This is a genomic window from Bradyrhizobium sp. USDA 4451 (genome assembly GCF_054822585.1).
Map to the genome: position 1 here is coordinate 5,989,486 of NZ_JBTRCH010000001.1, position 24,318 is coordinate 6,013,803.

Annotated in this window: 23 protein-coding genes; 5 read left to right on the top strand and 18 right to left on the bottom strand. The window is 64.9% G+C overall.

The features are described from left to right. Positions 1-6 precede the first annotated feature (6 nt). From dxr to ACVMB0_RS27725, 8 genes are all read right to left on the bottom strand, one after another. Positions 7-1,233: a 1-deoxy-D-xylulose-5-phosphate reductoisomerase gene (gene dxr, locus ACVMB0_RS27690; protein WP_461348281.1), complete on the bottom strand. Its 1,227-nt coding sequence runs from the start codon at positions 1,231-1,233 to the stop codon at positions 7-9. A gap of 4 nt (positions 1,234-1,237) precedes the next feature. Next, the gene (locus tag ACVMB0_RS27695; protein ID WP_461348282.1) at positions 1,238-2,107 is read right to left on the bottom strand and encodes a phosphatidate cytidylyltransferase; all 870 of its coding nucleotides are present in this window, start codon (positions 2,105-2,107) and stop codon (positions 1,238-1,240) included. After that, the gene (locus ACVMB0_RS27700) at positions 2,104-2,862 is read right to left on the bottom strand and encodes an isoprenyl transferase (RefSeq protein WP_456754572.1); all 759 of its coding nucleotides are present in this window, start codon (positions 2,860-2,862) and stop codon (positions 2,104-2,106) included. Before ACVMB0_RS27700 ends, ACVMB0_RS27695 begins: the two co-directional genes overlap by 4 nt. 20 nt (positions 2,863-2,882) lie before the next feature. After that, the gene (gene frr, locus ACVMB0_RS27705; RefSeq protein WP_456754571.1) at positions 2,883-3,446 is read right to left on the bottom strand and encodes a ribosome recycling factor; all 564 of its coding nucleotides are present in this window, start codon (positions 3,444-3,446) and stop codon (positions 2,883-2,885) included. Between the two features lie 75 nt (positions 3,447-3,521). Beyond that, entirely contained in the window at positions 3,522-4,238 is a 717-nt protein-coding gene (gene pyrH / locus ACVMB0_RS27710) for a UMP kinase (protein ID WP_461348283.1), read from the bottom strand. 71 nt (positions 4,239-4,309) lie between these two features. Beyond that, a complete protein-coding gene (tsf, locus tag ACVMB0_RS27715; RefSeq protein WP_456754569.1) occupies positions 4,310-5,233 on the bottom strand; it encodes a translation elongation factor Ts in 924 nt (307 codons plus the stop codon). A gap of 127 nt (positions 5,234-5,360) precedes the next feature. Further along, the gene (locus tag ACVMB0_RS27720) at positions 5,361-6,353 is read right to left on the bottom strand and encodes a 30S ribosomal protein S2 (RefSeq protein WP_456754568.1); all 993 of its coding nucleotides are present in this window, start codon (positions 6,351-6,353) and stop codon (positions 5,361-5,363) included. Positions 6,354-6,648: 295 nt separating this feature from the next. Beyond that, positions 6,649-7,332: a TetR/AcrR family transcriptional regulator gene (locus ACVMB0_RS27725; RefSeq protein WP_456754567.1), complete on the bottom strand. Its 684-nt coding sequence runs from the start codon at positions 7,330-7,332 to the stop codon at positions 6,649-6,651. A gap of 93 nt (positions 7,333-7,425) precedes the next feature. On the opposite strand from ACVMB0_RS27725, the gene ACVMB0_RS27730 reads away from it, so the two are divergent. From ACVMB0_RS27730 to ACVMB0_RS27740, 3 genes are all read left to right on the top strand, one after another. Next, the gene (locus ACVMB0_RS27730; protein ID WP_461348284.1) at positions 7,426-8,319 is read left to right on the top strand and encodes an NAD(P)/FAD-dependent oxidoreductase; all 894 of its coding nucleotides are present in this window, start codon (positions 7,426-7,428) and stop codon (positions 8,317-8,319) included. A gap of 8 nt (positions 8,320-8,327) precedes the next feature. After that, positions 8,328-9,113 (top strand): SDR family NAD(P)-dependent oxidoreductase, encoded by a 786-nt coding sequence (locus ACVMB0_RS27735; RefSeq protein WP_461348285.1) that lies wholly within the window; start codon positions 8,328-8,330, stop codon positions 9,111-9,113. A 199-nt stretch (positions 9,114-9,312) separates the two neighbouring features. Further along, on the top strand, positions 9,313-10,176 hold the full coding sequence (locus ACVMB0_RS27740) for a class I SAM-dependent methyltransferase (RefSeq protein ID WP_461348286.1): 864 nt from the start codon (positions 9,313-9,315) through the stop codon (positions 10,174-10,176). A gap of 238 nt (positions 10,177-10,414) precedes the next feature. Here the strand turns inward: ACVMB0_RS27740 and dnaE are convergent, their stop codons facing one another. Continuing rightward, positions 10,415-13,939 (bottom strand): DNA polymerase III subunit alpha, encoded by a 3,525-nt coding sequence (gene dnaE, locus ACVMB0_RS27745; protein ID WP_461348287.1) that lies wholly within the window; start codon positions 13,937-13,939, stop codon positions 10,415-10,417. A 601-nt stretch (positions 13,940-14,540) separates the two neighbouring features. Continuing rightward, a complete protein-coding gene (locus tag ACVMB0_RS27750; protein WP_456754562.1) occupies positions 14,541-15,275 on the bottom strand; it encodes an outer membrane protein in 735 nt (244 codons plus the stop codon). Positions 15,276-15,500: 225 nt separating this feature from the next. Between ACVMB0_RS27750 and ACVMB0_RS27755 the strand changes: the two genes are divergently transcribed. Both ACVMB0_RS27755 and ACVMB0_RS27760 read left to right on the top strand, forming a co-directional pair. Beyond that, positions 15,501-15,863 carry a DUF3551 domain-containing protein gene (locus ACVMB0_RS27755; protein WP_456798018.1) on the top strand — a complete coding sequence of 121 codons (363 nt, stop codon included), beginning with the start codon at positions 15,501-15,503 and terminating at the stop codon, positions 15,861-15,863. Between the two features lie 106 nt (positions 15,864-15,969). Further along, positions 15,970-16,239 (top strand): DUF3551 domain-containing protein, encoded by a 270-nt coding sequence (locus ACVMB0_RS27760; protein ID WP_461348288.1) that lies wholly within the window; start codon positions 15,970-15,972, stop codon positions 16,237-16,239. A gap of 110 nt (positions 16,240-16,349) precedes the next feature. On the opposite strand, the gene ACVMB0_RS27765 is transcribed toward ACVMB0_RS27760, so the two are convergent. From ACVMB0_RS27765 to ACVMB0_RS27800, 8 genes are all read right to left on the bottom strand, one after another. Further along, entirely contained in the window at positions 16,350-17,048 is a 699-nt protein-coding gene (locus ACVMB0_RS27765; RefSeq protein ID WP_456754559.1) for an ABC transporter ATP-binding protein, read from the bottom strand. Between the two features lie 8 nt (positions 17,049-17,056). Next, positions 17,057-18,337, bottom strand: a complete 1,281-nt coding sequence (locus ACVMB0_RS27770) for a lipoprotein-releasing ABC transporter permease subunit (protein ID WP_456754558.1) — start codon at positions 18,335-18,337, stop codon at positions 17,057-17,059. Between the two features lie 71 nt (positions 18,338-18,408). Continuing rightward, a complete protein-coding gene (proS, locus tag ACVMB0_RS27775) occupies positions 18,409-19,728 on the bottom strand; it encodes a proline--tRNA ligase (protein WP_456754557.1) in 1,320 nt (439 codons plus the stop codon). Between the two features lie 164 nt (positions 19,729-19,892). Further along, entirely contained in the window at positions 19,893-21,434 is a 1,542-nt protein-coding gene (locus tag ACVMB0_RS27780; protein ID WP_461348289.1) for a copper resistance CopC/CopD family protein, read from the bottom strand. A 64-nt stretch (positions 21,435-21,498) separates the two neighbouring features. After that, positions 21,499-22,026: a YcnI family copper-binding membrane protein gene (locus tag ACVMB0_RS27785; RefSeq protein ID WP_456754555.1), complete on the bottom strand. Its 528-nt coding sequence runs from the start codon at positions 22,024-22,026 to the stop codon at positions 21,499-21,501. A 7-nt stretch (positions 22,027-22,033) separates the two neighbouring features. After that, positions 22,034-22,561 carry a copper chaperone PCu(A)C gene (locus ACVMB0_RS27790; RefSeq protein WP_461348290.1) on the bottom strand — a complete coding sequence of 176 codons (528 nt, stop codon included), beginning with the start codon at positions 22,559-22,561 and terminating at the stop codon, positions 22,034-22,036. Positions 22,562-22,596: 35 nt separating this feature from the next. Further along, positions 22,597-23,094 carry a TlpA family protein disulfide reductase gene (locus ACVMB0_RS27795; protein ID WP_461348291.1) on the bottom strand — a complete coding sequence of 166 codons (498 nt, stop codon included), beginning with the start codon at positions 23,092-23,094 and terminating at the stop codon, positions 22,597-22,599. After that, positions 23,091-24,275, bottom strand: coding sequence for a sialidase family protein (locus ACVMB0_RS27800; RefSeq protein ID WP_461348292.1), 1,185 nt, complete (start codon positions 24,273-24,275; stop codon positions 23,091-23,093). The genes ACVMB0_RS27795 and ACVMB0_RS27800 overlap by 4 nt, the downstream gene beginning before the upstream one ends. Positions 24,276-24,318: the final 43 nt, after the last annotated feature.

A 24,318-nucleotide genomic window follows, 5' to 3' on the forward strand; every position in this document is an offset into this window, starting at 1 on the left:
AACCCTCTAGGTTGCCTTTAAGGCAATTTGAGGCAATAGGGCGGCAGCTTTATTTCTCGCGATATGGTCAACGGAAATCGCGTCATCCGCCGAGTGCAGCGGTGGCTGATTCCCGGACCGTATCCAATCGTTCATCGTCGCCTCGACCAGCCGGGCGATCGCTCCGAACTTGATCCTGCCGGCGATAAACGCGGCGACCGCGATCTCGTTCGCGGCGTTGTAGACCGTCGTCGCACCATGCCCCATCCGCAGCGCCTCGTAAGCCAGCCGCAGCCCCGGGAAGCGCTGGAAGTCCGGCGCCTCGAAGGTGAGTTGACCGATCTTGGCGAGATCGAGCTTGGCGGACGGACCGACGACGCGTTCGGGCCAGCCGAGGCAATGCGCGATCGGGATCCGCATGTCCGGCGTGCCGAGCTGGGCCACCACCGAGCGATCGGAGAACTCGACCATGCCGTGGATGATCGACTGCGGGTGCACCAGCACGTCGATCTCGTCGGGCGTCAACGCGAACAGGTAGGACGCCTCGATGACCTCGAGGCCCTTGTTCATCATCGACGCGGAATCGATCGTGATCTTCTGTCCCATGCTCCAGTTGGGATGCTTCAGCGCCTGCTCCAGCGTCGCCTGCTCGATGTCGGCGGGAGCCCAGGTGCGGAACGGGCCGCCGGACGCGGTGATGATCACCCGCGTCAGTTCTTCGCGATTGCCGGACGCCAGCGCCTGGAACAACGCATTGTGCTCCGAGTCCGCCGGCAGGATGCAGGCGCCGGCCTTCTTGGCCCGCTCCATGAAGATATCGCCGGCGCAGACCAGGCACTCCTTGTTGGCGAGCGCGACGGTGGCGCCGCGATCGACCGCGGCAAGCGCCGGCTTCAGTCCGGCCGCGCCGCTGACCGCCGCCATCACCCAATCCGCCGGCCGCGCGGCGGCCTCGATGATCGCGCTCTCCCCGGCCCCGCATTCGATCCGGGTTCCGGCCAGCGCATCCTTTAGCTCGGAAAGCTTTGCCGGATCGCCAATCGCGGCGAACCGTGCGCCGAACTCCTTGGCGAGCTTGGCGAGGCCCTCGACATTGCTGTTCGCGGTCAGAGCCTCGACCTGATAGCGGTCGCGCGCGCCACGCAGCAGATCCAACGTGCTGTCGCCGATCGAGCCGGTGGCACCGAGGACAGTCACGGTCCGCACGGCGGACGCCGCCACGGCCTTGTTGTTACGCAACGGAACTGCGCTCATCTCATCACCAAACCATAAGACCGCGGCCGACGCCATCGGCGCCACCCCGGAGAAAGCCGAAAATCGCCGCCACAATGACGGCCGCGACAAATCCGTCCAGGCGGTCCAGCAGGCCGCCATGACCGGGAATGATGTGGCTCGAATCCTTCACCCCGAACCGCCGCTTCACCGCGGATTCGAAGAGATCGCCGAGCTGCGAGACCACCGACAGCACGGCGCTGAGCATCAGCAGCGGCCCGGTCGTGCCGATCTCGAAGGCGGCAAAGCTGGCGGCAACCGCGAGGCTCGCCACGAAGCCGCCGATCGCGCCGGCCCAGGTCTTCTTCGGACTGACCCGCACCCACAGCTTCGGCCCGCCGATGCTGCGGCCGGCGAAATAGCCGCCGATATCGGTGACCCATACGATCAGCAACACGAACATCAGCGCGGCAAAGCCCTTCGCCGGATCGAGACGCAGCAGCACCGACGCGATCTCGGCCCCCGCCGCATAGAGCAATCCGGCGACGGCCCAGCCACGCCGCACGCCCGATGTCAGCACGACGGCAACCACGCCGACCAAAAGCACGTCTAGGGCCGCATCGACGCGGCCGGCCATCAGGCAAACTCCGGCAAGCAGCAGCGCGAGGGCACCGGGCACCACGACGCGCGGCTCCCGCCCGAGCCCGGTGACGACAAGCCATTCCACGTACAATCCGATCGCCGCCACCGTCACCAGCAGCGACCAGGCGATGCCGCCCAGATAAGCCAGCGCGATCGCGAGCGGCGCCAGCACCAGTGCCGCAACCACGCGCATCACGAGGTTGCGCGACCCCTGCTCGTTTGCTGCCGGCCGTTGCTCGCTTGCTGCCGCCGACGCGGCTTCGCCCTCGGTCACGAGCCGGTTTTCACAGCGAGGCCGCCGAACCGGCGCTCGCGCTTGCCGTATTCCGCAATCGCGCCTTCGAGCGCCGCCTTGTCGAAATCCGGCCAATGGATCGGCACGAATACCAGTTCGCTGTAGGCGGCCTGCCACATCAGGAAGTTCGACAGACGCTGCTCGCCGCTGGTGCGGATGATCAGGTCGGGATCCGGGATGTCGGGCGCATCGAGATACTGCCCGAGCGTGTCGGCATCGATGGAGTCGGCGTCGCGCTTGCCTTCTGCGACTTCACGCGCAAGCCGCCGCGCCGCGGCGGCGATCTCCGCGCGGGAGCCGTAGTTGAAGGCGACAACGAGGTTGAGCTTGTCGTTGTTCCTGGTCAGCTCCTCGGCCTCGTTGAGCAGCGCGCAGATATCGGCATCGAGACCGTCACGCTCGCCGATCACGCGCACCCGCACGCCGTCACGGTGCAGCGTCGCCAGATCGTTGCGGATGAAGCGGCGCAACAGGCCGAACAGATCGCCAATCTCGGTGGCCGGGCGCGACCAATTCTCCGAGCTGAACGAAAAAATCGTGAGGTAGACGATGCCGAGTTCATGGGCGGCACGCACCACGCGGCGCAGCGCCTCGACGCCGCGGCGATGGCCCTCGACGCGCGGCAGCCCGCGCGAAGCGGCCCAGCGCCCGTTGCCGTCCATGATGACAGCCACATGCAACGGACTGCCGGAGCGATCCGGTCCGTCGGTTGCTGGGGCGGCGGCGTTCGACATCGGCTCGTTCCCGTAGGCCTTCAGACCGTCAGGATTTCCTTTTCCTTGGCGGCAAGCAGCTGATCGACTTCGGCGATCACGCCGTCGGTCGCCTTCTGCACCTCGTTCGACAGGCGCTCCTGATCGTCCTCGGAGATCTCGTGATTCTTCTCGAGCTTCTTGATGATGTCGAGGCCGTCGCGGCGCACGTGGCGGACCGCGACCTTGGCCGCTTCGGCGTATTTGTGCGCGACCTTGACGAGCTCCTTGCGGCGCTCCTCGTTGAGTTCGGGAATCCGCAACCGCAGCACCTGGCCTTCGGTCGCCGGCGACAGGCCGAGGTTGGAGTCGACGATCGCCTTCTCCACGGCCTTGACCATCGTCTTGTCCCAAACCTGCACCGAGAGCAGGCGCGGCTCGGGTACGCTGATGGTTGCAACCTGGTTGAGCGGCATATGCGAGCCGTAAGCCTCGACCTGGACCGGCTCCAGCATGGATGCCGCGGCGCGGCCGGTGCGCAGGCCACCGAGCTCGTGCTTGAGCGATTGTGTGGCGCCCTGCATGCGGCGCTTCACGTCGTTGATGTCAAACCCAGCTGCGGCCATGACGTTTCTCCCTTCACTAGAAACCGGCTATCGACGCCCTCGGGTCCAAAAAGCTTGGACCTAGAGACGCGGCAATCAGCCGGCGACGACCGTGCCGTGTCCGGACCCGCGCAGGATCGCACCGATCGAACCGGGCTCCGCGATCGAGAACACGATGATAGGCAGCGACGTCTCGCGAGCAAGTGCGAAAGCGGTCGCGTCCATGACCTTGTAGCCGCCCTCGATCGCCTGCAAATGGGTCAGGCGGTCGAAGCGCTTGGCTTTGGGGTCCTTCTTCGGATCGGCGCTGTAGACGCCGTCGACATTGGTGGCCTTCAGCACCGCCTGCGCGCCGATCTCGGCCCCGCGCAGCACGGCGGTGGTATCGGTGGTGAAGAACGGATTGCCGGTTCCACCGCCGAGCAGGACGATGCGTCCCTCGGCGAGATATTTGTGCGTCGCAGTACGGGTGAACAGCTCGGAAATCTCCGGCATCACGAAGGCCGACAAGGTCCGTGCCGGGTTGCCCTTGCGCTCGATCGCCGCCTCCAGCGCGAGGCAATTCATCATCGTGGCGAGCATGCCCATGGTGTCGCCGGTCGGCCGCGACACGCCGCGCGAGGAGACCTCGACCCCGCGGACGATGTTGCCGCCGCCGATCACGACAGCGACCTCGACACCGAGCTTGCGGGCTGCGATCAGGTCATCGGCGACGCGGTCGACCGTCGGCTGATCGATACCGAAGCCCTGGGAGCCGGCCAGGTATTCGCCGGACAGCTTGATCACCACGCGACGATAGATCGGCTCGGCCATGATGCGATCGCTTTCTTATCCCGCGCAGGCAGGCCTCCGGCGCGAAGCGCCGGAGGCCTTGGTGTCAGCGGTTACTTCTTGCCGCTGGCGGCCGCGACTTCGGCGGCGAAGTCGCTCTCCTGCTTCTCGATTCCCTCACCGAGAGCATAGTTCACAAAGCCAGCGATTTTGATCGGGCCGCCGACCTTACCCTCAGCTTCCTTCACCGCCTGGGCAACCGACTTGCCGCTGTCGTGGATGAAGGCCTGATCGAGCAGGCAGACCTCCTTGTAGTAGGTCTTGAGGCCGGAATCGACGATCTTCTCGATGACGTTCTCCGGCTTGCCCTGCTGGCGGTACTTGTCGGCCAGCACGTCCTTCTCGCGCTTGACGGTCTGCGGATCGAGCCCGGCCGGGTCGAGCGCGAGCGGCTTCGCCGCCGCGACGTGCATGGCGAGCTGGCGGCCGAGCACGGCGAGCTCGTCGGCCTTGCCGGTCGACTCCAGCGCCACGATGACGCCGATCTTGCCGGCGCCCTCGATGACCGCGTTATGGACATAGCTCGACACCACGCCCTGGCTCACCTCGAGCGAGGCGGCGCGGCGCAGCGTCATGTTCTCGCCGATGGTGGCGATCGCATCCGAGATCGCGGTCTCGACGGTGGCATCGCCGACCTTGGACGCCTTGATGGTCTCGACGTCGGCACCATGCTTCAGCGCGACCTGGGCGATCATCTTGACCAGGCCCTGGAATTGCTCGTTGCGCGCAACGAAGTCGGTCTCGGAATTGACCTCGACCAGCACGCCCTTGGTGCCGGCGGTCAGCGCGCCGATCAGGCCCTCGGCGGCGACTCGGCCGGCCTTCTTGGCGGCCTTGGAGAGGCCCTTCTTGCGCAGCCAATCCTGCGCAGCGGTCATGTCGCCGTTGTTCTCGGTCAACGCCGCCTTGCAATCCATCATGCCCGCGCCGGTCGACTCGCGGAGATCCTTGACCATCGCTGCTGTGATCGTTGCCATCGTTCAATGTCCTTCTTGCCTGTACAGAAACCGCGGCGCCCGATGACGCCGCCGTCTGCAACAGGGAAATCGTTGTTCGTGGAAGCAAAGCGGCCGCCGGGCAGACCCCGGCCATGCCGCGTAACTCTTATTCCGCTTCGGCGAGCGTCTTGGCCTGGGCGACCCAGGCGTCGGCACGGCTCGGCAGACCGACTTCTTCGCCGATCTTGTGCGCGGTGTCGTGGTCGAGCTCGGCGAGCTGCCAGTAGTGGAAGATGCCGAGGTCGTTGAGCTTCTTCTCGATCGCACCGGACACGCCGGTGAGCTTCTTGAGGTTGTCGGCGGTGCCGCGCGGACCGGCGAGGCCCTGGAAGCCGGACGGCGCAGCCGCCGGGAGATCCTCCTGCACGGGCGCAGCCGACGCGCCGATATCGATTCCGGACTCGCCCTGGGCGCGGGAGATGCCGTCGATGGCGGCGCGCGCCACGAGGTCGCAATACAGCGAGATCGCGCGGCCGGCGTCGTCGTTGCCCGGCACCACATAGGTGATGCCCTTCGGGTCCGAATTGGTGTCGACGATCGCGGCGACCGGGATGTTGAGCCGCTGGGCTTCCTGGATCGCGATGTCTTCCTTGTTGGTGTCGATCACGAAGATCATGTCGGGAAGACCGCCCATGTCCTTGATGCCGCCGAGCGAACGGTCGAGCTTGTCGCGCTCGCGCTGCAGCGTCAGCCGCTCCTTCTTGGTGTAGGAGTTGGCCTCACCCGACGACAGCACGTCGTCGAGATGACGCAGGCGCTTGATCGAGGCCGAGATCGTCTTCCAGTTGGTCAGCGTGCCGCCGAGCCAGCGCGAATTGACGAAGTACTGCGCCGAACGCCTGGCCGCGTCCGCAACGCCGTCCTGGGCCGAGCGCTTGGTGCCGACGAACAGGATGCGGCCGCCCTTGGCGACGGTATCGCTGACCGCCTGGAGCGCACGGTGCAGCATCGGCACGGTCTGCGCGAGGTCGATGATGTGGATGTTGTTGCGGGCGCCGAAGATGTAATCCTGCATCTTCGGGTTCCAGCGATGGGCCTGGTGGCCAAAGTGAACGCCAGCTTCAAGCAACTGACGCATAGAAAAATCGGGCAGCGACATAGTGATAATTCTCCGGTTGGTTCCTCCGGAAACGTGTGAGCAGACGAGCCTTATGGCCCGGCTGCCACCGGACGGCCTTTTGAGCCATGTTTCCGTGTGAGATGGCGCGCTATATAGCGCGATTTGCGCCAGAAGCAAGGAAATACGGCCGGTTACACCCGCCGGCTGAGCCCAAATCGTGCCGAAACGGCCCCGTTTGGCGGCCTAATGCCTATCGCAAGTGCGCGCGGCCAAAATATCGAAAAACAACCCCATGCAAAGGAGCAGGCCCGCGACCGACGTGGTCACGCACGATTCAAATTTTGTCTTTTGACCTTGGGGCGGGCAAACATCCGCCCACGCCGTCGTTGCCACCGTGCGCGGCGATGAACATGGCGACGGCCGACCGGCAATAGGATTCGATTTCATCGTCGTGCTCTGCTTTCGCCTGATCGAAGCGTGCGATCATTAGGAGATCGGATCCTTTGAAAAGCGCGGCGAACAAGCGGGCGGACCGGAGAGGATCGGGCACGTTCAGAACCGCCTTCGCGTGCAACTGACGCAACAGGACCTCGATTTCGGCGATGACATGGGCGGGGCCGGCTTCGAAATGGAGCTTGCTCAACGCGTTTTGACTCGTCTTGTCGGCCATGACCATGGCTTCGAGGCTGCGGACGTCTGATCTCAACAGCGTGCGAAGCAGCGATGATCCCACCGCCACGAGCTGATCTTCGACCGAACCGTCGACGCCTTCAAGAAGGGCCTGTGGTGCAAACAACTGATGGCAGCCGGCCGCCATGGCCGCGCTGAACAGCGCCTCCTTGTTCTCGAAGTGCCTGTAGATGCTGAGCTTGGATATCTTCGCCCGCTGGGCGACCTTGTCCAAGGTCGTCGCTTGAAAACCCAACTCCACAAAGAGCTCGCGCGCGGCGTCGACGATCGTTTGGCCAAGCGCCTCGTTGACGGGCCGGCCGCGCCGACCTTGGCTGTTTTCGGTCACGGCAATTCCAGTACTTGACAGTATCCTAATTGTTGAATTACGATACCATGCAGTATCTGAAGTGTGCAAGCCAATGCGCAGGAGCCCATCACCATGGATGACGTCGTCATCATCGGCGGCAGCTTTGCCGGTCTCGCGGGCGCCCTGCAGCTCGGCCGTGCCCGCCGCGCGGTTACCGTTCTCGATACCGGCCTGCCACGCAACCGCTTCGCCGGACACTCGCATGGCCTGCTCGGCCACGATCACAAGCCGCCGCTAGACATTCTGGCCGAGGCGCGACGGCAGTTGGCGCGTTATCCCACGATCAAGCTTGTCAGTGCCCGGGCCGACAGCGTCTCCGGCGCCATCGACAGTTTCTCTGTCCTTACTGGCGATGGCGAAAGCTTTGGGGCGCGTCGTCTGATCCTGAGCTATGGCGTCGCCGACCAGATGCCTGATGTTCCGGGCTACGCCGAAAGCTGGGGCACGTCCATCGTGCCATGCCCCTATTGCGACGGCTTTGAAGTCGCCGGCCAGCATTGGGGCCTCGTCTGGTCCGGCCCGCAGTCGCACAATCAGGTCAGGCTGTTCCACGATTGGACTGACAAGTTGACGCTCTTCGCCGATGGTCACGACATTCCGCCTGATATCCAGGCCGATCTGGCGCGCCGCAACATACCTCTCGTCGATGGCCGGATCGTCGAGATCGCCCATGACAAGGGCCATATCGCCGCCGTCAATCTCGATACCGGCCGCAATGTCGCGGTCGACATCCTGTTCGCCAATCCGCGCAACAGGCCGTCCGCGAGCCTGCATGAAGCACTGGGCCTTGCCACCGTGGCTACGCCCGCCGGCATCGTCCTCAAGGTCGACGAACGCCGTCAAACCAGCACGCCTGGCATCTACACCGCCGGCGACCTCACCACGCCCTTCTTGCCCTCGGTCACCCAGGCATCATCGCAGGGCGCGATGGCGGGCATCTTCGCCCAGCAGTCGATGGTGGTTTGAGAGAACCAATGAACAGCTTCGCCGGGAAATGGGCTCTGATCACCGGGGCGTCGAGTGGCCTCGGCCTCGACTTCGCAGATCTCCTGGCTGCGCAGAAAGTCAATCTCGTATTGGCAGCCCGAAGGCGGGAGTCGATGGAAAAGCTTGCCGCCGATCTCCGCCGCAAATACGGGATGGACGTGCTGGTCGAGGCGATCGATCTTGCCGCGCCGGGCGCCGCCAGCCACTTGAAAAGCAGTCTCGATGCGAGGTCGGTGACGATCGACATCTTGCTGAACAATGCCGGATACGGCTTGCACGGCGCTTTGTTGGACATGCCGATCGAGCGCACGACAGACATGATCCAGCTCAACATCACGACGCTCACAGAGCTGACCTACCTGTTCGGCCGTGACATGGCCGCGCGGCGCTCCGGACATATCCTTCTCGTCGCCAGCCTCATGGCCTTCCAAGCCGTTCCCAGCTACGCGGCCTATGCGGCGACCAAGGCATATGTACTCGCCCTTGGCGAGGCCCTGCACGACGAACTCCGCCCGCATGGTGTGGTTGTTACCACTCTCTGCCCGGGGCACACCGCGACGGGCTTCGATGCGGCAGCCGGCGCAGCCACAACGGCCTTGCTGCGCCTCCTCACCATGAAGCCTCGTCCGGTCGCCGCGAGCGGTGTGCGGGCGCTTATGGAAGGTAAGGCCTTGGTGATCGCGGGCCTGACGAACAAGATGGCAGCCTTTTCAAATCGTCTAACGCCGCGATCAATGCAAAGGGCCACGTTGAAAAGAATAGTGGACGGTTAACTCCCGGGGCGCTGGCGTGTGGAGCTCATCGAACAAGCGGGGCTCTGAAGGCTGACGATGCACACGGAGCTTCGATCCGGATCTTGTCGTTCCTCTCAAGGATCAGCGGGGAATCGATCGCTTCATCCCGTTCGCCCTCGCTGCTCGCTGGAGAGGATGCGCGCTTTGACATCGGACGGTTCAGAGACAAGGATATGTCATGGCACAGTACAATGCCGATCGGATCGCCGGCTGGAATGACCAAAGCGGGGAGCGTTGGCTCGCCCACCAGGCCCGGCTCGACGCCATAGCGGCGGTGTTCGGTCAGGCCGCGATCGAAGCCGCCGCGCCCGCGATGGGCGAGCGCGTGCTGGACGTCGGCTGCGGCGCAGGCGCGTCGAGTCTGGCTCTGGCTGCCCGCGTCGGCGCGGGGGGCCAAGTGCTGGGCGTGGACATATCCGAACCGCTGATCGCCCGAGCGCGCGCGCTCGCGCCACAGGATACGCCAACCCTGTTCCGCGTCGCCGACGCCAGCAGCGCCGAGCTGCCCGAGGGGGCGTTCGACATCCTGTTCTCGCGTTTCGGGGTGATGTTCTTCGACGATCCGACAGGCGCGTTCGCCCATATGCGCCGCGCGCTCAAGGCGGGCGGGCGGGTCACTTTCGTCTGCTGGCGTGGCGCGGCCGAGAACGATTGGATGCGCCTGCCGATGGGCGCGATCAAAGGCATCGTCCCGGCGACCGCGCCGCCCGATCCCGAAACGCCCGGCCCGTTCTCGTTCGGCGACCGGGGGCGGGTGGCGCGCATCCTGACGGGGGCCGGCTTCACCGATATCGCTATCGCACCCTTCGATGCTTCCGTCCCGTTTGGCGAGGGCGCGACGCGGGACGCGGCGATCGACGACGCGGTGAAGATGACGTTCGAGGTCGGCCCGCTGTCGCGCGCGCTTGTCGATCAGCCCGACGACATCCGCGCCCGCGCCTCGGCCGCGGTTCGTGCCGCCTTCGCGGACTGCCCCGGCGAGCGGTCCGTGATGATCGACGGCGCGACGTGGATCGTCACGGCGCGCAATCCTCCAAGCTGAGGGATTAACAGGTTTCGACGCGACGGCCGGCGAAACTGCCTCGCGGGCCTGGCGAATAAGACGGCCGCTTTCTCGAATCGTCCGACGCCTCTAAGGGCGCAAAGCGAACGTGGTCTGCGTTGCATCACGCGGCCAGGCTTAATGGGTACAAGGGCCGAATTGAAATGTCTTCATTTTGCGTCTGGGTACGCGCAGCGAAACATCGCCCCTTTGGAAGCCGAATGCGATCGCCTTACCCCTACACCGTCTCGACGTCGACCACGCCGGCGACCGCCTTGATCGCGCCGGCGATCTGCGGCGAGACCTTGTAGCGGCCGGGCAGCTTCATCTCCACCTCGGTCCCGAGGTCGAGCATCATCACCAGCGAGACGTCGCCGTCGGCTGCACCGACAGGCGCAGCTGCCGCCGCGGGCTTGGCCGCCGCCGGCTTCGCCGCACCGCCCGGCGCGGGCGCGGCGTCCGGCATGTTGAGCCGGCGGGCGATCGAATCCAGCGGCCTGGTGTCACGGACGAAGATACGCAGGCCCTTCTGCGTCTTGGCCGCGGCATGATCCAGCGGTTCGGCGTGCAGCACCCTCGCCCGCACGTCCTCGCCCTGCAGCTCGGCGCCGAGCTGCAGCAGCACGGCCGCGCCCGGCTCCAGCACGTCGCGGTACTGCGCCAGCCCTTCCGAGAACAGCACCGCCTCGAAATGGCCGGTCGGGTCCGACAGGCCCATGATCCCCATCTTGTTGCCGGTCTTGGTGCGCCGCTCCATCCGCGACACCACGGTTGCCGCGACCTTGCCCGCGGTGGCGCCGGTTTTCACCGCGCGCGAGAACTCCGCCCAGGATTGCACCCGCAGCCGCTTCAGCGCGGTCGCGTAATCGTCGAGCGGATGGCCCGACAGGAAGAAGCCGATCGCGTCATATTCGCGCCGCAGCCGATCCGCCGGCAGCCACGGCTCGACCTGCGGCAGGATGATGCTCGGCGCATCCGGCGCGCTGCCGAACATGTCGTTCTGGCCTGAGGTCGCCGCCTCGTGGCTGCGCTGGCAGGCGGCGAGGATCGCGTCCGCTCCGGCGAACACGCGCGCGCGGTTCGGATCGAGCGTGTCGAACGCGCCTGCCGCCGCGAGACTCTCGATGATCCGCTTGTTGACCGCGCGCGGGCTCACCCGTGCGGCGAAATCGGCCAGCGAGGTGAAGGCGCCGCCCTTGTTGCGCTCGGCGATGATCTGCTCCACGGCCTGGATGCCGACGCCCTTCAGCGCGGCCAGCGCGTAGTAGATCGTGTTGTCGCTGACCTCGAAGGTCGCGCCGGAGCGATTGATGTTCGGCGCCTCGACCTTGATGCCGAGCCGCTGCGCCTCGGAGCGGAATTCGGACAGCTTGTCGGTGTTGTTGAGTTCGAGCGTCATCGACGCCGCGAGGAACTCGACCGGATAATGCGCCTTCATGTAGGCGGTGTGGTACGACACCAGCGCATAGGCCGCCGCGTGGCTCTTGTTGAAGCCGTAGTCGGCGAATTTGGCGAGCAGCTCGAAGATCGTCTCGGCCTGGCCCTTGCCCACGCCGTTCTTCATCGCACCGGCGACGAAGATGTCGCGCTGCTTGTCCATCTCGGCGCGGATCTTCTTGCCCATGGCGCGGCGCAGCAGGTCGGCCTGGCCGAGCGAGTAGCCGGCCATCTGCTGCGCGATCTGCATCACCTGTTCCTGATAGATGATGACGCCGAAGGTCTCCTTCAGGATCGGCTCCAGGATCGGATGCAGATATTCCGGCTCCTCGTCGCCGTGCTTGCGCGCGCAATAGGTCGGGATGTTCGCCATCGGGCCCGGGCGATACAGCGCCACCAGCGCGATGATGTCCTCGAAGCGGTCCGGCCGCATGTCGATCAGCGCGCGCCGCATGCCCTGGCTTTCCACCTGGAACACGCCGACCACATCGCCCCGCGCCAGCATCTGATAACTCGGCGCATCGTCGATCGGCAGCGTCGCGAGGTCGACATGAACGTCGCGCTGCTTGAGCAGCTTCACCGCGACGTCGAGCACGGTCAGCGTCTTCAGGCCGAGGAAGTCGAATTTCACGAGGCCGGCCGGCTCGACCCATTTCATGTTGAACTGGGTGACCGGCATGTCCGATTTCGGATCGCGGTACATCGGCACCAGCTCGCTCAGCGGCCGGTCGCCGATCACGATGCCGGCGGCGTGGGTCGAGGCGTGGCGCGTCAGGCCTTCGAGGCGCTGCGCGATGTCGAACGCACGCGCCACCACCGGATCCTCGTCGCGGAACGCCTGCAGCTTCGGCTCGCCCTCGATCGCTTGCGCCAGCGTCACCGGGGCCGCGGGATTCTGCGGCACCAGCTTGGTCAGCTTGTCGACCTGGCCGTAGGGCATCTGCAGCACGCGGCCGACGTCGCGCAACACGCCGCGCGCCTGCAACGTACCGAAGGTGATGATCTGCGCCACCTGGTCGCGGCCGTAGCGCTCCTGCACATACTGGATCACCTCGCCGCGGCGGTCCTGGCAGAAGTCGATGTCGAAGTCCGGCATCGAGACGCGTTCGGGATTGAGGAAGCGCTCGAACAGCAGCGCGAAGCGCATCGGATCGAGATCGGTGATGGTCAGCACCCAGGCGACCAGCGAGCCGGCGCCGGAGCCGCGGCCCGGTCCGACCGGAATGCCCTGCGCCTTGGCCCATTTGATGAAGTCCGACACGATCAGGAAGTAGCCCGCGTATTTCATGCGGGTGATGACGTCGAGCTCGAAGGCGAGCCGCTTACTGTAGTCCTCTTCCGTCATGCCCGGCGACAGGCCGTGCACCCGCAGGCGGTTGGCGAGCCCCTCCTCGGCCTGGCGCTTCAGCTCGGCGGCCTCGTCGGCGGCGGCATCGGCGCTCGCCGCGCCACCGACCGTGAAGAACGGCAGGATCGGCTTGCGGGTCTTCGGCCGGAACGAGCAGCGTTCGGCGATCTCCACCGTCGAGGCCAGCGCCTCGGGGATGTCGGCGAACAGCACCGCCATTTCGGCGCGCGTCTTGAAGCGGTGGTCGGGCGTCAATTGCTCGCGGTTAGTCTCGGCGATCAGATGGCCGCCGGCGATGCACAGCAGCGCATCGTGCGATTCATAGTCGTCGGTGCTAGCGAAATACGGCTCGTTGGTCGCGACCAGCGGCAGGCCCTTCGCATAGGCGAGATCGATCAGGCCGCCCTCGGTGCGGCGCTCCTTGTCGACGCCGTGGCGCTGCAATTCGATGTAGAGGCGATCGCCGAACAGGCCGGCCAGACGCTCGCAGCGGGTGGCCGCAAGCGCCGCCTGCTCCGCCCGCAGCGCCAGCGCGATCGGCCCGTCGGGGCCGCCGGTCAGTGCGATCAGGTCTTCGGCGGCGTCGGTCAGCCAATCGATCTTGATGTGCGGGGTCTGGTTGACCGGTGTCTCCAGGAACGCCCGCGAGTTCAGCCGCATCAGGTTCTGGTAGCCGCGCTCGCGCGCCGCGAGCAGCACGATTCGCGTAGGCCCGCTCGTCGCCAGGATGCTCCGCGTCGTGGGGTCGACGTCGCCGAAATCCACTGCCAGCTCGCAGCCGACGATCGGCTGGATGCCGTAGCCGGCCATCTTGTCGGAGAATTCCAGCGCCCCGAACATGTTGTCGGTGTCGGTGAGCGCCAGCGCCGGCTGGCGATCGGCCTTCGCAAGCTCGCCAAGCTTGGCGATCTTGATCGAGCCCTTCAGCAGCGAATAGGCGGAATGAACGTGAAGATGGACGAATCCGGCATTCGGCATGGCTGCTTACGGGATCTCTTGAGGCAAGGCTCGAGGCAAGGATAGTGCGAGTGCCTCGGCCGGAACGCGAAAGCATCAGGCCCGACTCGCGTCCCCATCGTGGGGCCTCGATCCCGCCAAGTCCACGCCGAACCCGGCGTGGCTGCAGGTCCTCCCGCTTTTCCCCAGGGGGTACCGATGCCCGTGTCCCGCGGGCACAATCTTCAGAACTGGGTGATCAGCTGGGCCCAAACCGCGATCATCCCCACGAACAGCGTGATCGATGCCAGCGCCGCAGCTTCCTGCACGAAAATCTTCAACATGGCCGCTCTCCCTGAACTGGAACGTATGCAGAACATTGTTCCTTTTTTGTTCCGGGAGTCAAGCAAGGGTGGTGGGTGAGCTTGAAAACTGACCTCGAAAGAATTCCCTTGGTTAATCATGGCGGGAGCTGGCAGCGAGGGCCCACGCCGCCCCGCAGCTTCGCATTGCCGGGCGCTTTCTCAGGACGCCTCAGCCCAGGGCAATCCCGTCCAGCCAACAAAAAACCCCGGGCTGAAGCCCGGGGTTTTCGCCGTCGCTTGGATCAAGCGAGCGATCAGTCGTTGGCTAAGTACTTGGCTCAGTACTTGGCAATGATCGGACCACCGAACTTGTAGTTCAGGCGGCCGAGGACCATGTCGGTGTCGCCACCGGTGTGGAAGCCGGTAACCGCAACACCAGCCGGGGTGACGAAGGTCGCGCCATGGGTGTCTTCGAAGATGTGGTTGTATTCGACGCCGAGCGACCAGCCCTGGGCGAAGGCGAATTCGAGGCCAACACCAACCGTCGGGCTCCAACGGGTGTCGTAGCCGGTCGAGGACGCCAGCGCGCCGCCGGGAGCCAGGAACTGGTAGTTGCGGTCGGTAACCGCAGCACCGCCCTTGGCGTACAGCAGGACGTTGTTCCAGGCGTAGCCGATCTGGCCGGTGAACAGGCCGAACGCATCGGTCTTCGAGCGAACGACACCGCCCGGGACGACCAGGTTGCCGGTGCTGCCGGAGAAGTCAGCCCAGTTGCCCTGAGCTTCCAGACCGAACACCCAGCCGCCGGTCTGCCAGCGGTAGCCGATCTGGCCACCGACGGTGCCGCCGTTGGCATCGTAGCTGCCGACGCCACCGAGGCCGTCGACCGAACGGTTGTCGTGGCTCTGGCCCCAACCACCGTTGATACCGATGTAGAAGCCGGTCCAATCATAAACAGCGGCAACCATGGGCGGCGGAGCCTTGGTGTAAGGGCGAGCCGCGAGGTCAGCCGCGGAAGCAGCGGTCGCGCTGAGCGCGATCAGGCTGGCGGTGACAAGCAAAATCTTCTTCATTTTTCCCGTTCCAACTTTTCTACAGGCCCCCAAGGCCGCGAGACACCCTCATAGCAGCCCGGAACGGAATTGCTGTAACTTCGCTGCAACAGGCAGGCCCAAACGACTTCGCTCAAATTTGAAGTTAATACTGTATTACAAGCCACTTCCTGGAACCTCTGCCACACGGCTGCCGCATAATTTTCACAATTCAAATCCGCGCGCGCAACTGCGCGCAAGATCGTGTTGACCGGCACCAGCTTGTCCGATTTGGATCATCGCCGAAATCGAATCTTCGCAGCAAAAGGAATGCACATGCGGACGATGATATTTGCTGCTGCGGCCTCGGTGGTCGCCCTCGCTACGCTCAACCCCGCTCCGTCACATGCCGTCGGCGTGCGCTACCCGTTCTGCATTCAGGGCGACCGTTATCCCGGTCTGAGCAACTGCTCTTATCCGTCGTATCAAGCGTGCCTCGCGACAGCCAACGGCATCGGCCAGACCTGCGTCGCCAACCCCTATTATGCCGGCGACAACGACCCGCGCTCGTATCTTCACACGCCCGCGCGGGAGCGCGGTGACAGCTTCTTCGATCTGTTCATCCACTGACAGTCCGGGCTTCGGGCAACGGTTGCGGGGAATGTGGCTTGATGCACAATTCCCGCAAGAGCTTCTATGCCTGCGCCCGCCGGCAGTTGATCGACAGGAGACTCTGATGCGCAGCTTGATTCTGGGACTCGCGGCCCTTGGCATCGTCGCGAGTGCGCCGGCCAACGCGCAGAAATACGATTCGACCTCGCCGGTCTGCAAGCGCAACTACCGTTGGGGCGGAGAGGACACCGACTGCGGCTACACCTCGATGGCGCAGTGCCAGGCATCGGCGTCCGGGCTGGGAGCGATGTGTATCGACAACCCCTACTATGTGGGTCCGCCGCTCGACCATCGGACGCGGGCATCCGACAGACGGTCCCGCCCGGCCTATTGAGAATCCAGGCGCCTTCCGTGCCGCTTGAAGTACGGCGAAAAGCGCTTCGGATTCTATGGCTTAGCGCGCGCTCTTAACGCGGGGCGTCACCCGCTTCGTGCAACGATGCGCTATTCGAGCTCGACGATCTGTCCGTTCGACAGCGACACCCGGCGATCCATCCGCGCGGCGAGATCCATGTTGTGGGTCGCGATCAGCATCGCGACGCGGGTCGCCTTCACCAGTTGCATCAGCGCGTTGAAGACATGATCGGCCGTGCCCGGATCGAGGTTGCCGGTCGGCTCGTCGGCAAACAGCACCCGCGGCGCGTTGGCCACCGCGCGTGCGATCGCCACGCGCTGCTGCTCGCCGCCCGAGAGCTCGGCCGGACGGTGGGTGATGCGGTCGCCAAGTCCGAGATAGGCCAGGATCTCGGTCGCGCGCTTGACGGTCTCGGAGCGTTTGAGGCCGCGAATCATCTGCGGCAGCATGACGTTTTCGAGCGCCGAGAACTCCGGCAACAGCCGGTGCGATTGATAGACGAAGCCGATATCGGAACGGCGAATCTGCGTACGGTCGACATCGGACATCTGCGAGGTCGGCGTACCCGCGACATAGACCTCGCCGTCATCGGGGGTCTCCAGCAGACCCGCGATGTGCAGCAGCGTCGACTTGCCCGATCCCGACGGCGCCACCAGCGCCACCGATTGGCCGGGCCACAGCGCCAGCTTGGCGCCGTTCAGGATCGTCAGCGTCGCCTCACCCTGCCGGTATTCCCGCTTGATGTCATGAAGATAGATGACCGGTGTGTCTTCCGCCCCCTCCGCCATGTGCGCTCCTATTCGTACCGGAGCGCATCGACCGGATCGAGGCGCGCGGCGCGCCACGACGGGTAGAGCGTCGCCAGGAAGGACAGCGTCAGCGCCATGATCACGACGGCGAGTGTCTCACCGAAATCGACCTCAGCCGGCAACTTCGACAGGAAATACAGTTCGGGCGAGAACAGCTCGGTGTTGGTCAGCCATGACAGGAATTGCCGGATCGATTCGATGTTCAGGCAGATCAACATGCCGACCGCAAAGCCGGTCAGCGTTCCCACCACACCGATCGAGGCACCGGTGATCAGGAAGATCCGCATGATCGAGCCCTGCGAGGCGCCCATGGTGCGCAGGATCGCGATGTCCTGCCCCTTGTCCTTCACCAGCATGATCAGCCCGGAGACGATGTTGAGCGCCGCAACCAGCACGATCATGGTCAAAATCAGGAACATCACGTTGCGCTCGACCTGCAGTGCGTTGAAGAAGGTCGAATTGCGCTGCCGCCAGTCGACCAGGAAGACCGGCCGCCCGGCGGCCTCCGTCACCAGCTTGCGGTAGGTGTCGATCTTGTCCGGATTGGTGGTGAACACCTCGATCGAGGACACGTCGTTGTTGCGGTTGAAATAGGCCTGCGCCTCGGCCAGCGGCATGAACACGAAGGTCGAATCGTATTCCGACATGCCGATCTCGAACACCGCGGTGATCTTGTAGGGCTTGATGCGCGGCGTGGTGCCCATCGGCGTCACCGCGCCCTTCGGCGACACCAGCGTGATCATGTCGCCGGCGTGCAGCGAGAGCTGGTCGGCGAGCCGGCGGCCGATCGCGACCCCCTGCCCCTCGTCAAAACCCTCGAGCGTGCCTTGCTTGATGTTCTTGGCAATCGAGGTGAGGTTGTTGAGGTCGTCGGCACGGATGCCCCGGATGAACACGCCGGCGGCGTTGAACGGCGATGAGCCGAGCCCCTGCCCGTCCACGACAGGCGCGGCAAGGCGAATGCCCTGCACCTGGCTGATGCGGTCGGCGACATCCTTCCAGTCGGTCAGCGGCGATTCCAGCGGCTGCACCAGAAGATGTCCGTTGAGGCCGAGGATCTTGTCGAGCAGTTCCTTGCGGAAGCCGTTCATGACCGCCATCACCACGATCAGCGTGGCAACGCCGAGCATGATGCCGAGGAACGAAAATCCGGCGATGACCGAAATGAAGCCTTCCTTGCGGCGCGCGCGCAGATAGCGTCCGGACAGCAGCCATTCGAATGGCGCAAAAGGCGGGGTACGGACTGGCTCGTTCATGGTCTCATCCATCTCTCGATAATCCCATGATTCGGGCCAAATGTGGCCGGATTACCCCGCCGACAGCGCAGCGTGAATAAACTTTAACCCGCGAGCTTCGCGACTACGTCGGCGGGGGTCATGTTGTCGCGCGAGCCGTCGCTGCGGCGCTTGACCTCGACCTTGCCGTCCGCAAGCCCCTTGGGTCCGACCAGAATCTGCCAGGGGATTCCGATCAGATCGGCCGCGGCGAACTTGGCGCCGGCACGCTGATCGGTGTCGTCGTAGAGCACGTCGACGCCCTTCGCCGAGAGCTCGCGATAGAGCTGCTCGCAGGCGCCGTCGACCGCAGCATCGCCCTGCTTGAGGTTGAGGATCGCGGCGCGGAACGGCGCCACCGCCTCGGGCCATTTGATGCCGGCGTCATCGTGGCAGGCCTCGATGATCGCGCCGACCAGACGCGACACGCCGACGCCGTAGGAGCCGCCATGGATCGGCACGTCGACGCCGTCGGGGCCCGCCACCATCGCCTTCATGGTGTCGGAATATTTGGTCCCGAAATAGAAGATCTGGCCGACCTCGATGCCGCGGGTGTTGAGCCGCTTTGCTTCGGGCACTTCCCGTTCGAAGCGCGTGGCCTCGTGAACGTCCTCGGTCGCAGCGTAGACCGAGGTCCACTGCTTGATGATCGGCGTCAGATCGCCGTCATAATCGACGTCCTCGCCCGGCACCGGCAGGTCCAGCACATCGCGGTTGATGAACACGCCGGACTCGCCGGTGTCGGCGAGCACGATGAATTCGTGGCTGAGATCGCCGCCGATCGGGCCGGTCTCGGCCCGCATCGGGATCGCCTTCAGGCCCATCCGCGCGAAGGTGCGCAGGTAAGCCACGAACATCTTGTTGTAGGAGCGCCGTGCGCCGGCCTCGTCGAGGTCGAACGAATAGGCATCCTTCATCAGGAATTCGCGACCGCGCATCACGCCGAAGCGCGGACGCTGCTCGTCGCGGAACTTCCACTGGATGTGGTAGAGGTTCAGCGGCAGGTTCTTGTAGGACTTGATGTAGGAGCGGAAGATCTCCGTGATCATTTCCTCGTTGGTCGGGCCGTACAACAGCTCGCGCTTGTGACGGTCGAGGATGCGCAGCATCTCCGGGCCATAGGCGTCGTAGCGGCCGCTTTCGCGCCAGAGATCGGCGAGTTGCAACGTCGGCATCAACAGCTCGAGCGCACCGGCGCGGTCCTGCTCCTCGCGCACGATCTGCTCGATCTTCTTCAGCACCCGGAAGCCGAGCGGCAGCCAGGCATAGATGCCGGCGGCCTCCTGCCGCATCATGCCCGCGCGCAGCATCAGCCGATGCGAGACGATCTCCGCCTCTTTCGGGTTTTCTTTCAGGATGGGCAGGAAAAACCGCGACAATCGCATGGCGTTACTCGGGAATCAGGAAAGCATGGGAAGAGCTGCAGTGAAACCGGATCGGGTGTGAAAACACAAGGCCGCCGAATGACAAAAACCCTTCAAATCAGGCGATTTTCGGCCCTTTGATCGAATTGCGCCCTGGCAAAGCGCCGAGCTTGCCGACCGCGGCTTTACCTGACCTCGAAATCGTCTTCCAGTGTCACTTTCTTGAAATCGCTCACCAGGGCGTCGATCTGCATGTGCCAGCGCCCCGGGACCGTCAACGGCACCTTCTTCACGTGCCAATAGCCGTCGGGACCGCGCGCGGCGGCGCGTTCCATCGGTTCGATGCCGCGCTCGGGCAGGCTCAACGTCACCGTCGCTTCCTTGGCGGCGAACGGGCTGGCATCGCCGTTCATCAGCTGCAGCACGAAGTCATTCTGCCCGACCTTGCCCGGCCCGATCAGCACCTGGAACATCGCCGCATCGGTGTGGATATGCACCGCCAGCGGAACATCGGTCGACATCGCCAGCACGCGCGGCGGCGGCGTGAAGCGCCACAGTGCGACGAGACCGAGGATGGCGATCATCAGCACGAATTCGACCGCGATCGAACGCTGCAGCGGCCGTGTCCGGTGAAATTCGCGCGCGATCGCCGGTGTGAACACCAGCCGGTTCAGCGCGGCGAACCCGAGCAGCAGCGCGACGAGCACAAGTTTCGCGACCAGGACGTTGCCATATGCGGTGTCGATCAGCGCGCCAAAGCTGTCGAGCTGGACGATCGCGAGCGCCAGGCCCGACAAGGCGATCAGTGCGACCACCGGCACCGCGAGCGTCGAAAACCGCCGGAGCACCCGCAGCAGCGTATCCTTGCGCTGCCAGGCAAGCACGGCCAGCGGAGCCAGGGCCCCCATCCAGAACGCCAGGCCGACGCCATGGATGAACAGCGCCGTCCGGGTCAGCCATTGCGGAGAAGCGGTCGCGGCATGGCCGCTGACGGCGAACGACAGCCCGACGCAGATCATCGCGACCGCGGTGCGGATGAAGGCCGCGCGGAATGACGGGCTGCGCCAGGCGATTGCCGAGATCAGCATCGCGGCAATCGCGAGCAACAGGGCCGGAAACAGGCTGGTGCCGGCGGCGCTGGCCCATGCCGCCCAGGTCAGAAGTCCCGAGAGCGGCAGGTTCAACAGGTCGACGCCCTGCAGGCCGAGTGAAGTGACCGCGCCGGCAAGGCCGATCTTCAGCGCCGACATGATCAGCCGCTCGCCGGCCGGGCCCTGCCCGATCCAGGCGGCAAAGAACACACCGCCGACGCCGGCGAACAGTCCGAAATAGAGCGCGAGCCGCGCCAGCCAGATCAGCGCGTGGAGCACGCCATCGCCTGATGGCGCCGCCGAGCCGGTGACGACGCCGATGGAGAACAGCAGCGAGCCCGCCACCGGGTGGCCGTCCTGCGACACCACCCGATAGCTCACCACCTGCGTGCCCTGAGGCAGACCCGCCGGCAGCGTCACCATCACCGATTGATCGACGGCGCGGAACGCGACGTCGCGCGGCTTGCCCGCGGCATCGAGCAGGCTGACCGCCGTCGGCGCCACCGCTTCGTTGAAACGGAGCACAACCGTCTTCGGTGCTTCCGCCACCACGCTGCCGTCCGCCGGCTCGGCCGCGATCAGGACGGCATGCGCATGGGCCGCGGTCGCAAGGCACAGCGCCAAGAACAACGCCAAGAACAACGCCGAGAGCAGCACAGCAAGACTTGCTTTCACTGCGCTTGCGACCCGCCGCATGGCCTTACGACTTCGGTAGCAGCTTGACGCCGGGCGCCGGTGTCTTGCTGCCGTGGTCGTGCCCACCGCCCTGCCCCTCGGCCGGGATATCGATCCAGCGGCTGACGCCCTGCTCGCATTCCTGCACGACGGGGAAATACAGCGTGGTGTTGGGCTTCAACGTGTCGGTGAGAAACGTCTGCATCACGAATTCGTCGTAATTCTGGTCCGCGAGCTTGCCGCCGCTCCAGGCCACTTCCGTCACGCCCTCGGAGAGCTTGGCACCGTGATAGTCGTATTGCGCGGCGTATTTGCCGGTGACCGTATCGAGACTCCAGCCGGGCTTCGGCATCGGCTTGACCCCGATCACGCCTTCCGGAATCTGCACGCGAATCTTGACCGTCGCCGATCCCGCGCAGCCATGCGGCACCGCGAACACCGCCTTGTAGTACGAACCGACCGTCGCCTGCTTTCCTTCGAGCGTGATATGCGCAACGGCGGGCGACGCCGCGAGCAGCGCCGCCGTGGCCATGAGGAGCGTGTGTGACCGCATGGCCGCCTCACATCTTCTTCATGTCCATGTGACCGGAATGGTCGCCGTGGCCGGAATGATCGCCGCCGCCCGGCGCCTGCGCGCCGACCGCCTGCACATCGAGCGAGACCGGGACCTTGCCGGCCTTCTCGAACTCGAGCGTGACCGGCACCTTGTCACCCTGCTTCAGTGGGTTCTTCAGATCGAACATCATCAGATGATAGCCGCCGGGCGCGAGCTTCACGGTCTTGCCGGGCTCGATGGTCAGGCCTTTGTCGAGCGCGCGCATCTTCATCACGCCGTTGTCCATCGACATCTCGTGGACCTCGACCTTGCCGGCGATATCGGCTGTGCCCGACACCAGCCGGTCAGCCGTCGTCCCCTTGTTCTCGATCGTCAGATAGCCGCCGCCGATCTTGGCACCGTTCGGCGTCGCGCGCGTCCACGCCTGGGTGATCACGAGGTCGCCGGCCTTGACGTCCTCGGCGCGCGCGGACGTCGACACCAGCGCCGCGGTCAGCGCGGTGAGAGCGAGGATGCGGGAGAGCATTTTCATGGCGGCGGATTTCCTTTCAGGTTGAGATCGTCGCGTTATCGGATTGCTGCGGTCTGAGCTTCAGACCATTTGTTGAGATCGGCCATTTCGGCCGAGCCTTCGATCGTCGTGATCGTGCCGTCCCGCGCGATCAGCATGGTTCGCGGAATGTCGCCTTGCCAGGTCGGATCGATCTCGAATCTCAACCGCTCGGCAAAGCCGTCGTCGAAAATCCAGTTCTCGGCCGATCCGAGCCCGGCTTTATCCAGCATCGATCGGGTCGCCTCCGGGAGGTTCGGCACCAGATCCGCACTGATCGTGACGACGTCGATGCCCGGGTGATCCTTCATGAACTGACCGAGCTGCGGCAGCTCGACCTTGCAGGGGCCGCACGTCACGCCCCAGAAATGCACCAGGGTCGGATGACCGGCATGGGTATGCAGCAGCTTTTGCCAGCTGCCGCGTTCGAACGGCTTTGGCGCGCCCTCGCCTGCCGCCAATGCGGACGGCAGCGTCGCGAGCAGCACAAGAGCCGCGAGCAAATGACGCGTCATGGTTCGCCCTCGATCGCTTGAAAATGGTAACCCTCGGCCTTCGTCATCCACGACAAATAGGTCTGGCGGCCGTCCGAGACGAGCAGCGGATGGTCGGAGCTGTCGACGGTCCCGGCGATCACGGCTGGTGTCGACCAGGTCGCTCCATCGTCGTGCGATGTCATCAGATTGATCGATGTCGTTTGCCCGTCGAATTCCTTCCAGGCCATCACGAGCCCCCGCGGCCCCGCGATGATTTGCGGCCGCGACGGGCTCCGGTTCGGCTGACCGACCGGAATCGGATCGGAGAAGGTTTTGCCGCCGTCGCGCGACCGCGCATAGAACAAGCCCTTGCGCGCCTTGCCATTGGTGTACCACGTCACGTGATACGTCCCTTCGCGCGAAATGGTCAGGCTCGGACCATGGTGCGGACATGCCGCGATCTGCCAGTCGTCGCGGCTCACCCGATGCAGCTCACCCGGCGTTGCGAGATCGGTGAATGTCACGATCGCATGGTCGCGCACGCCGCCTTCGAAGATGTTCCGGAACACCACCACCGGATGGCCTGCGCCGTCGAACGCCAGCGCGAGACGGCAGCACTCGCAGGTATTGTCGGCGGCAAGCTGCGCATCGGAATAGGTCGCGCCGCCGTCCTTCGACGAGGCGAAGAACAGTCCCGCCCCATCATATTTCTCGCCACGTTGCTGCGCCGGGACGCGGTTGCGCTTGTCGAGCCACACCGCAAACACGGCGCCGGCGGGATCGAAGCCGATCGTCTCGAACCGCTGGCTCTCGTTGTTCGCGGTGATCGGCTTCGGCGGCTCAAAGCTGCGCCCGCCGTCGGTCGACCGCGTGGTCAGCACCTGACCGTTGAAGGCCTGATCGCGAAAGATCGAAAACGCCACGGCGATGCCGCCCTTGGCATCAATTGCAAGCTTCGGCCGCGCATCCGGCCCCCAATCCAGGTTGAGACGATCCCGGGTGACCCGCACCGGGGTGGAAAAGCTCTTGCCCTGGTCCTTCGAGCCTGCGACCGAGATCTGCCCCCCGGCCATCCACGTCAGCCACAGCGTTCCGTCCGGCCCAAAGGCCGGCGTGACCTTGGTCGCACAGCGCAGGCTGGTGTCTTCGCAGGCCGCCTCCGAGGCGTGCTGATGGCTCATCTGTGCGCTGGCAAGGTTCGGCAGGGCCGCAAGCATCATCGTTGCGAACCCCGTCAGAGCCGCAGACTTGCGGTATGTCATC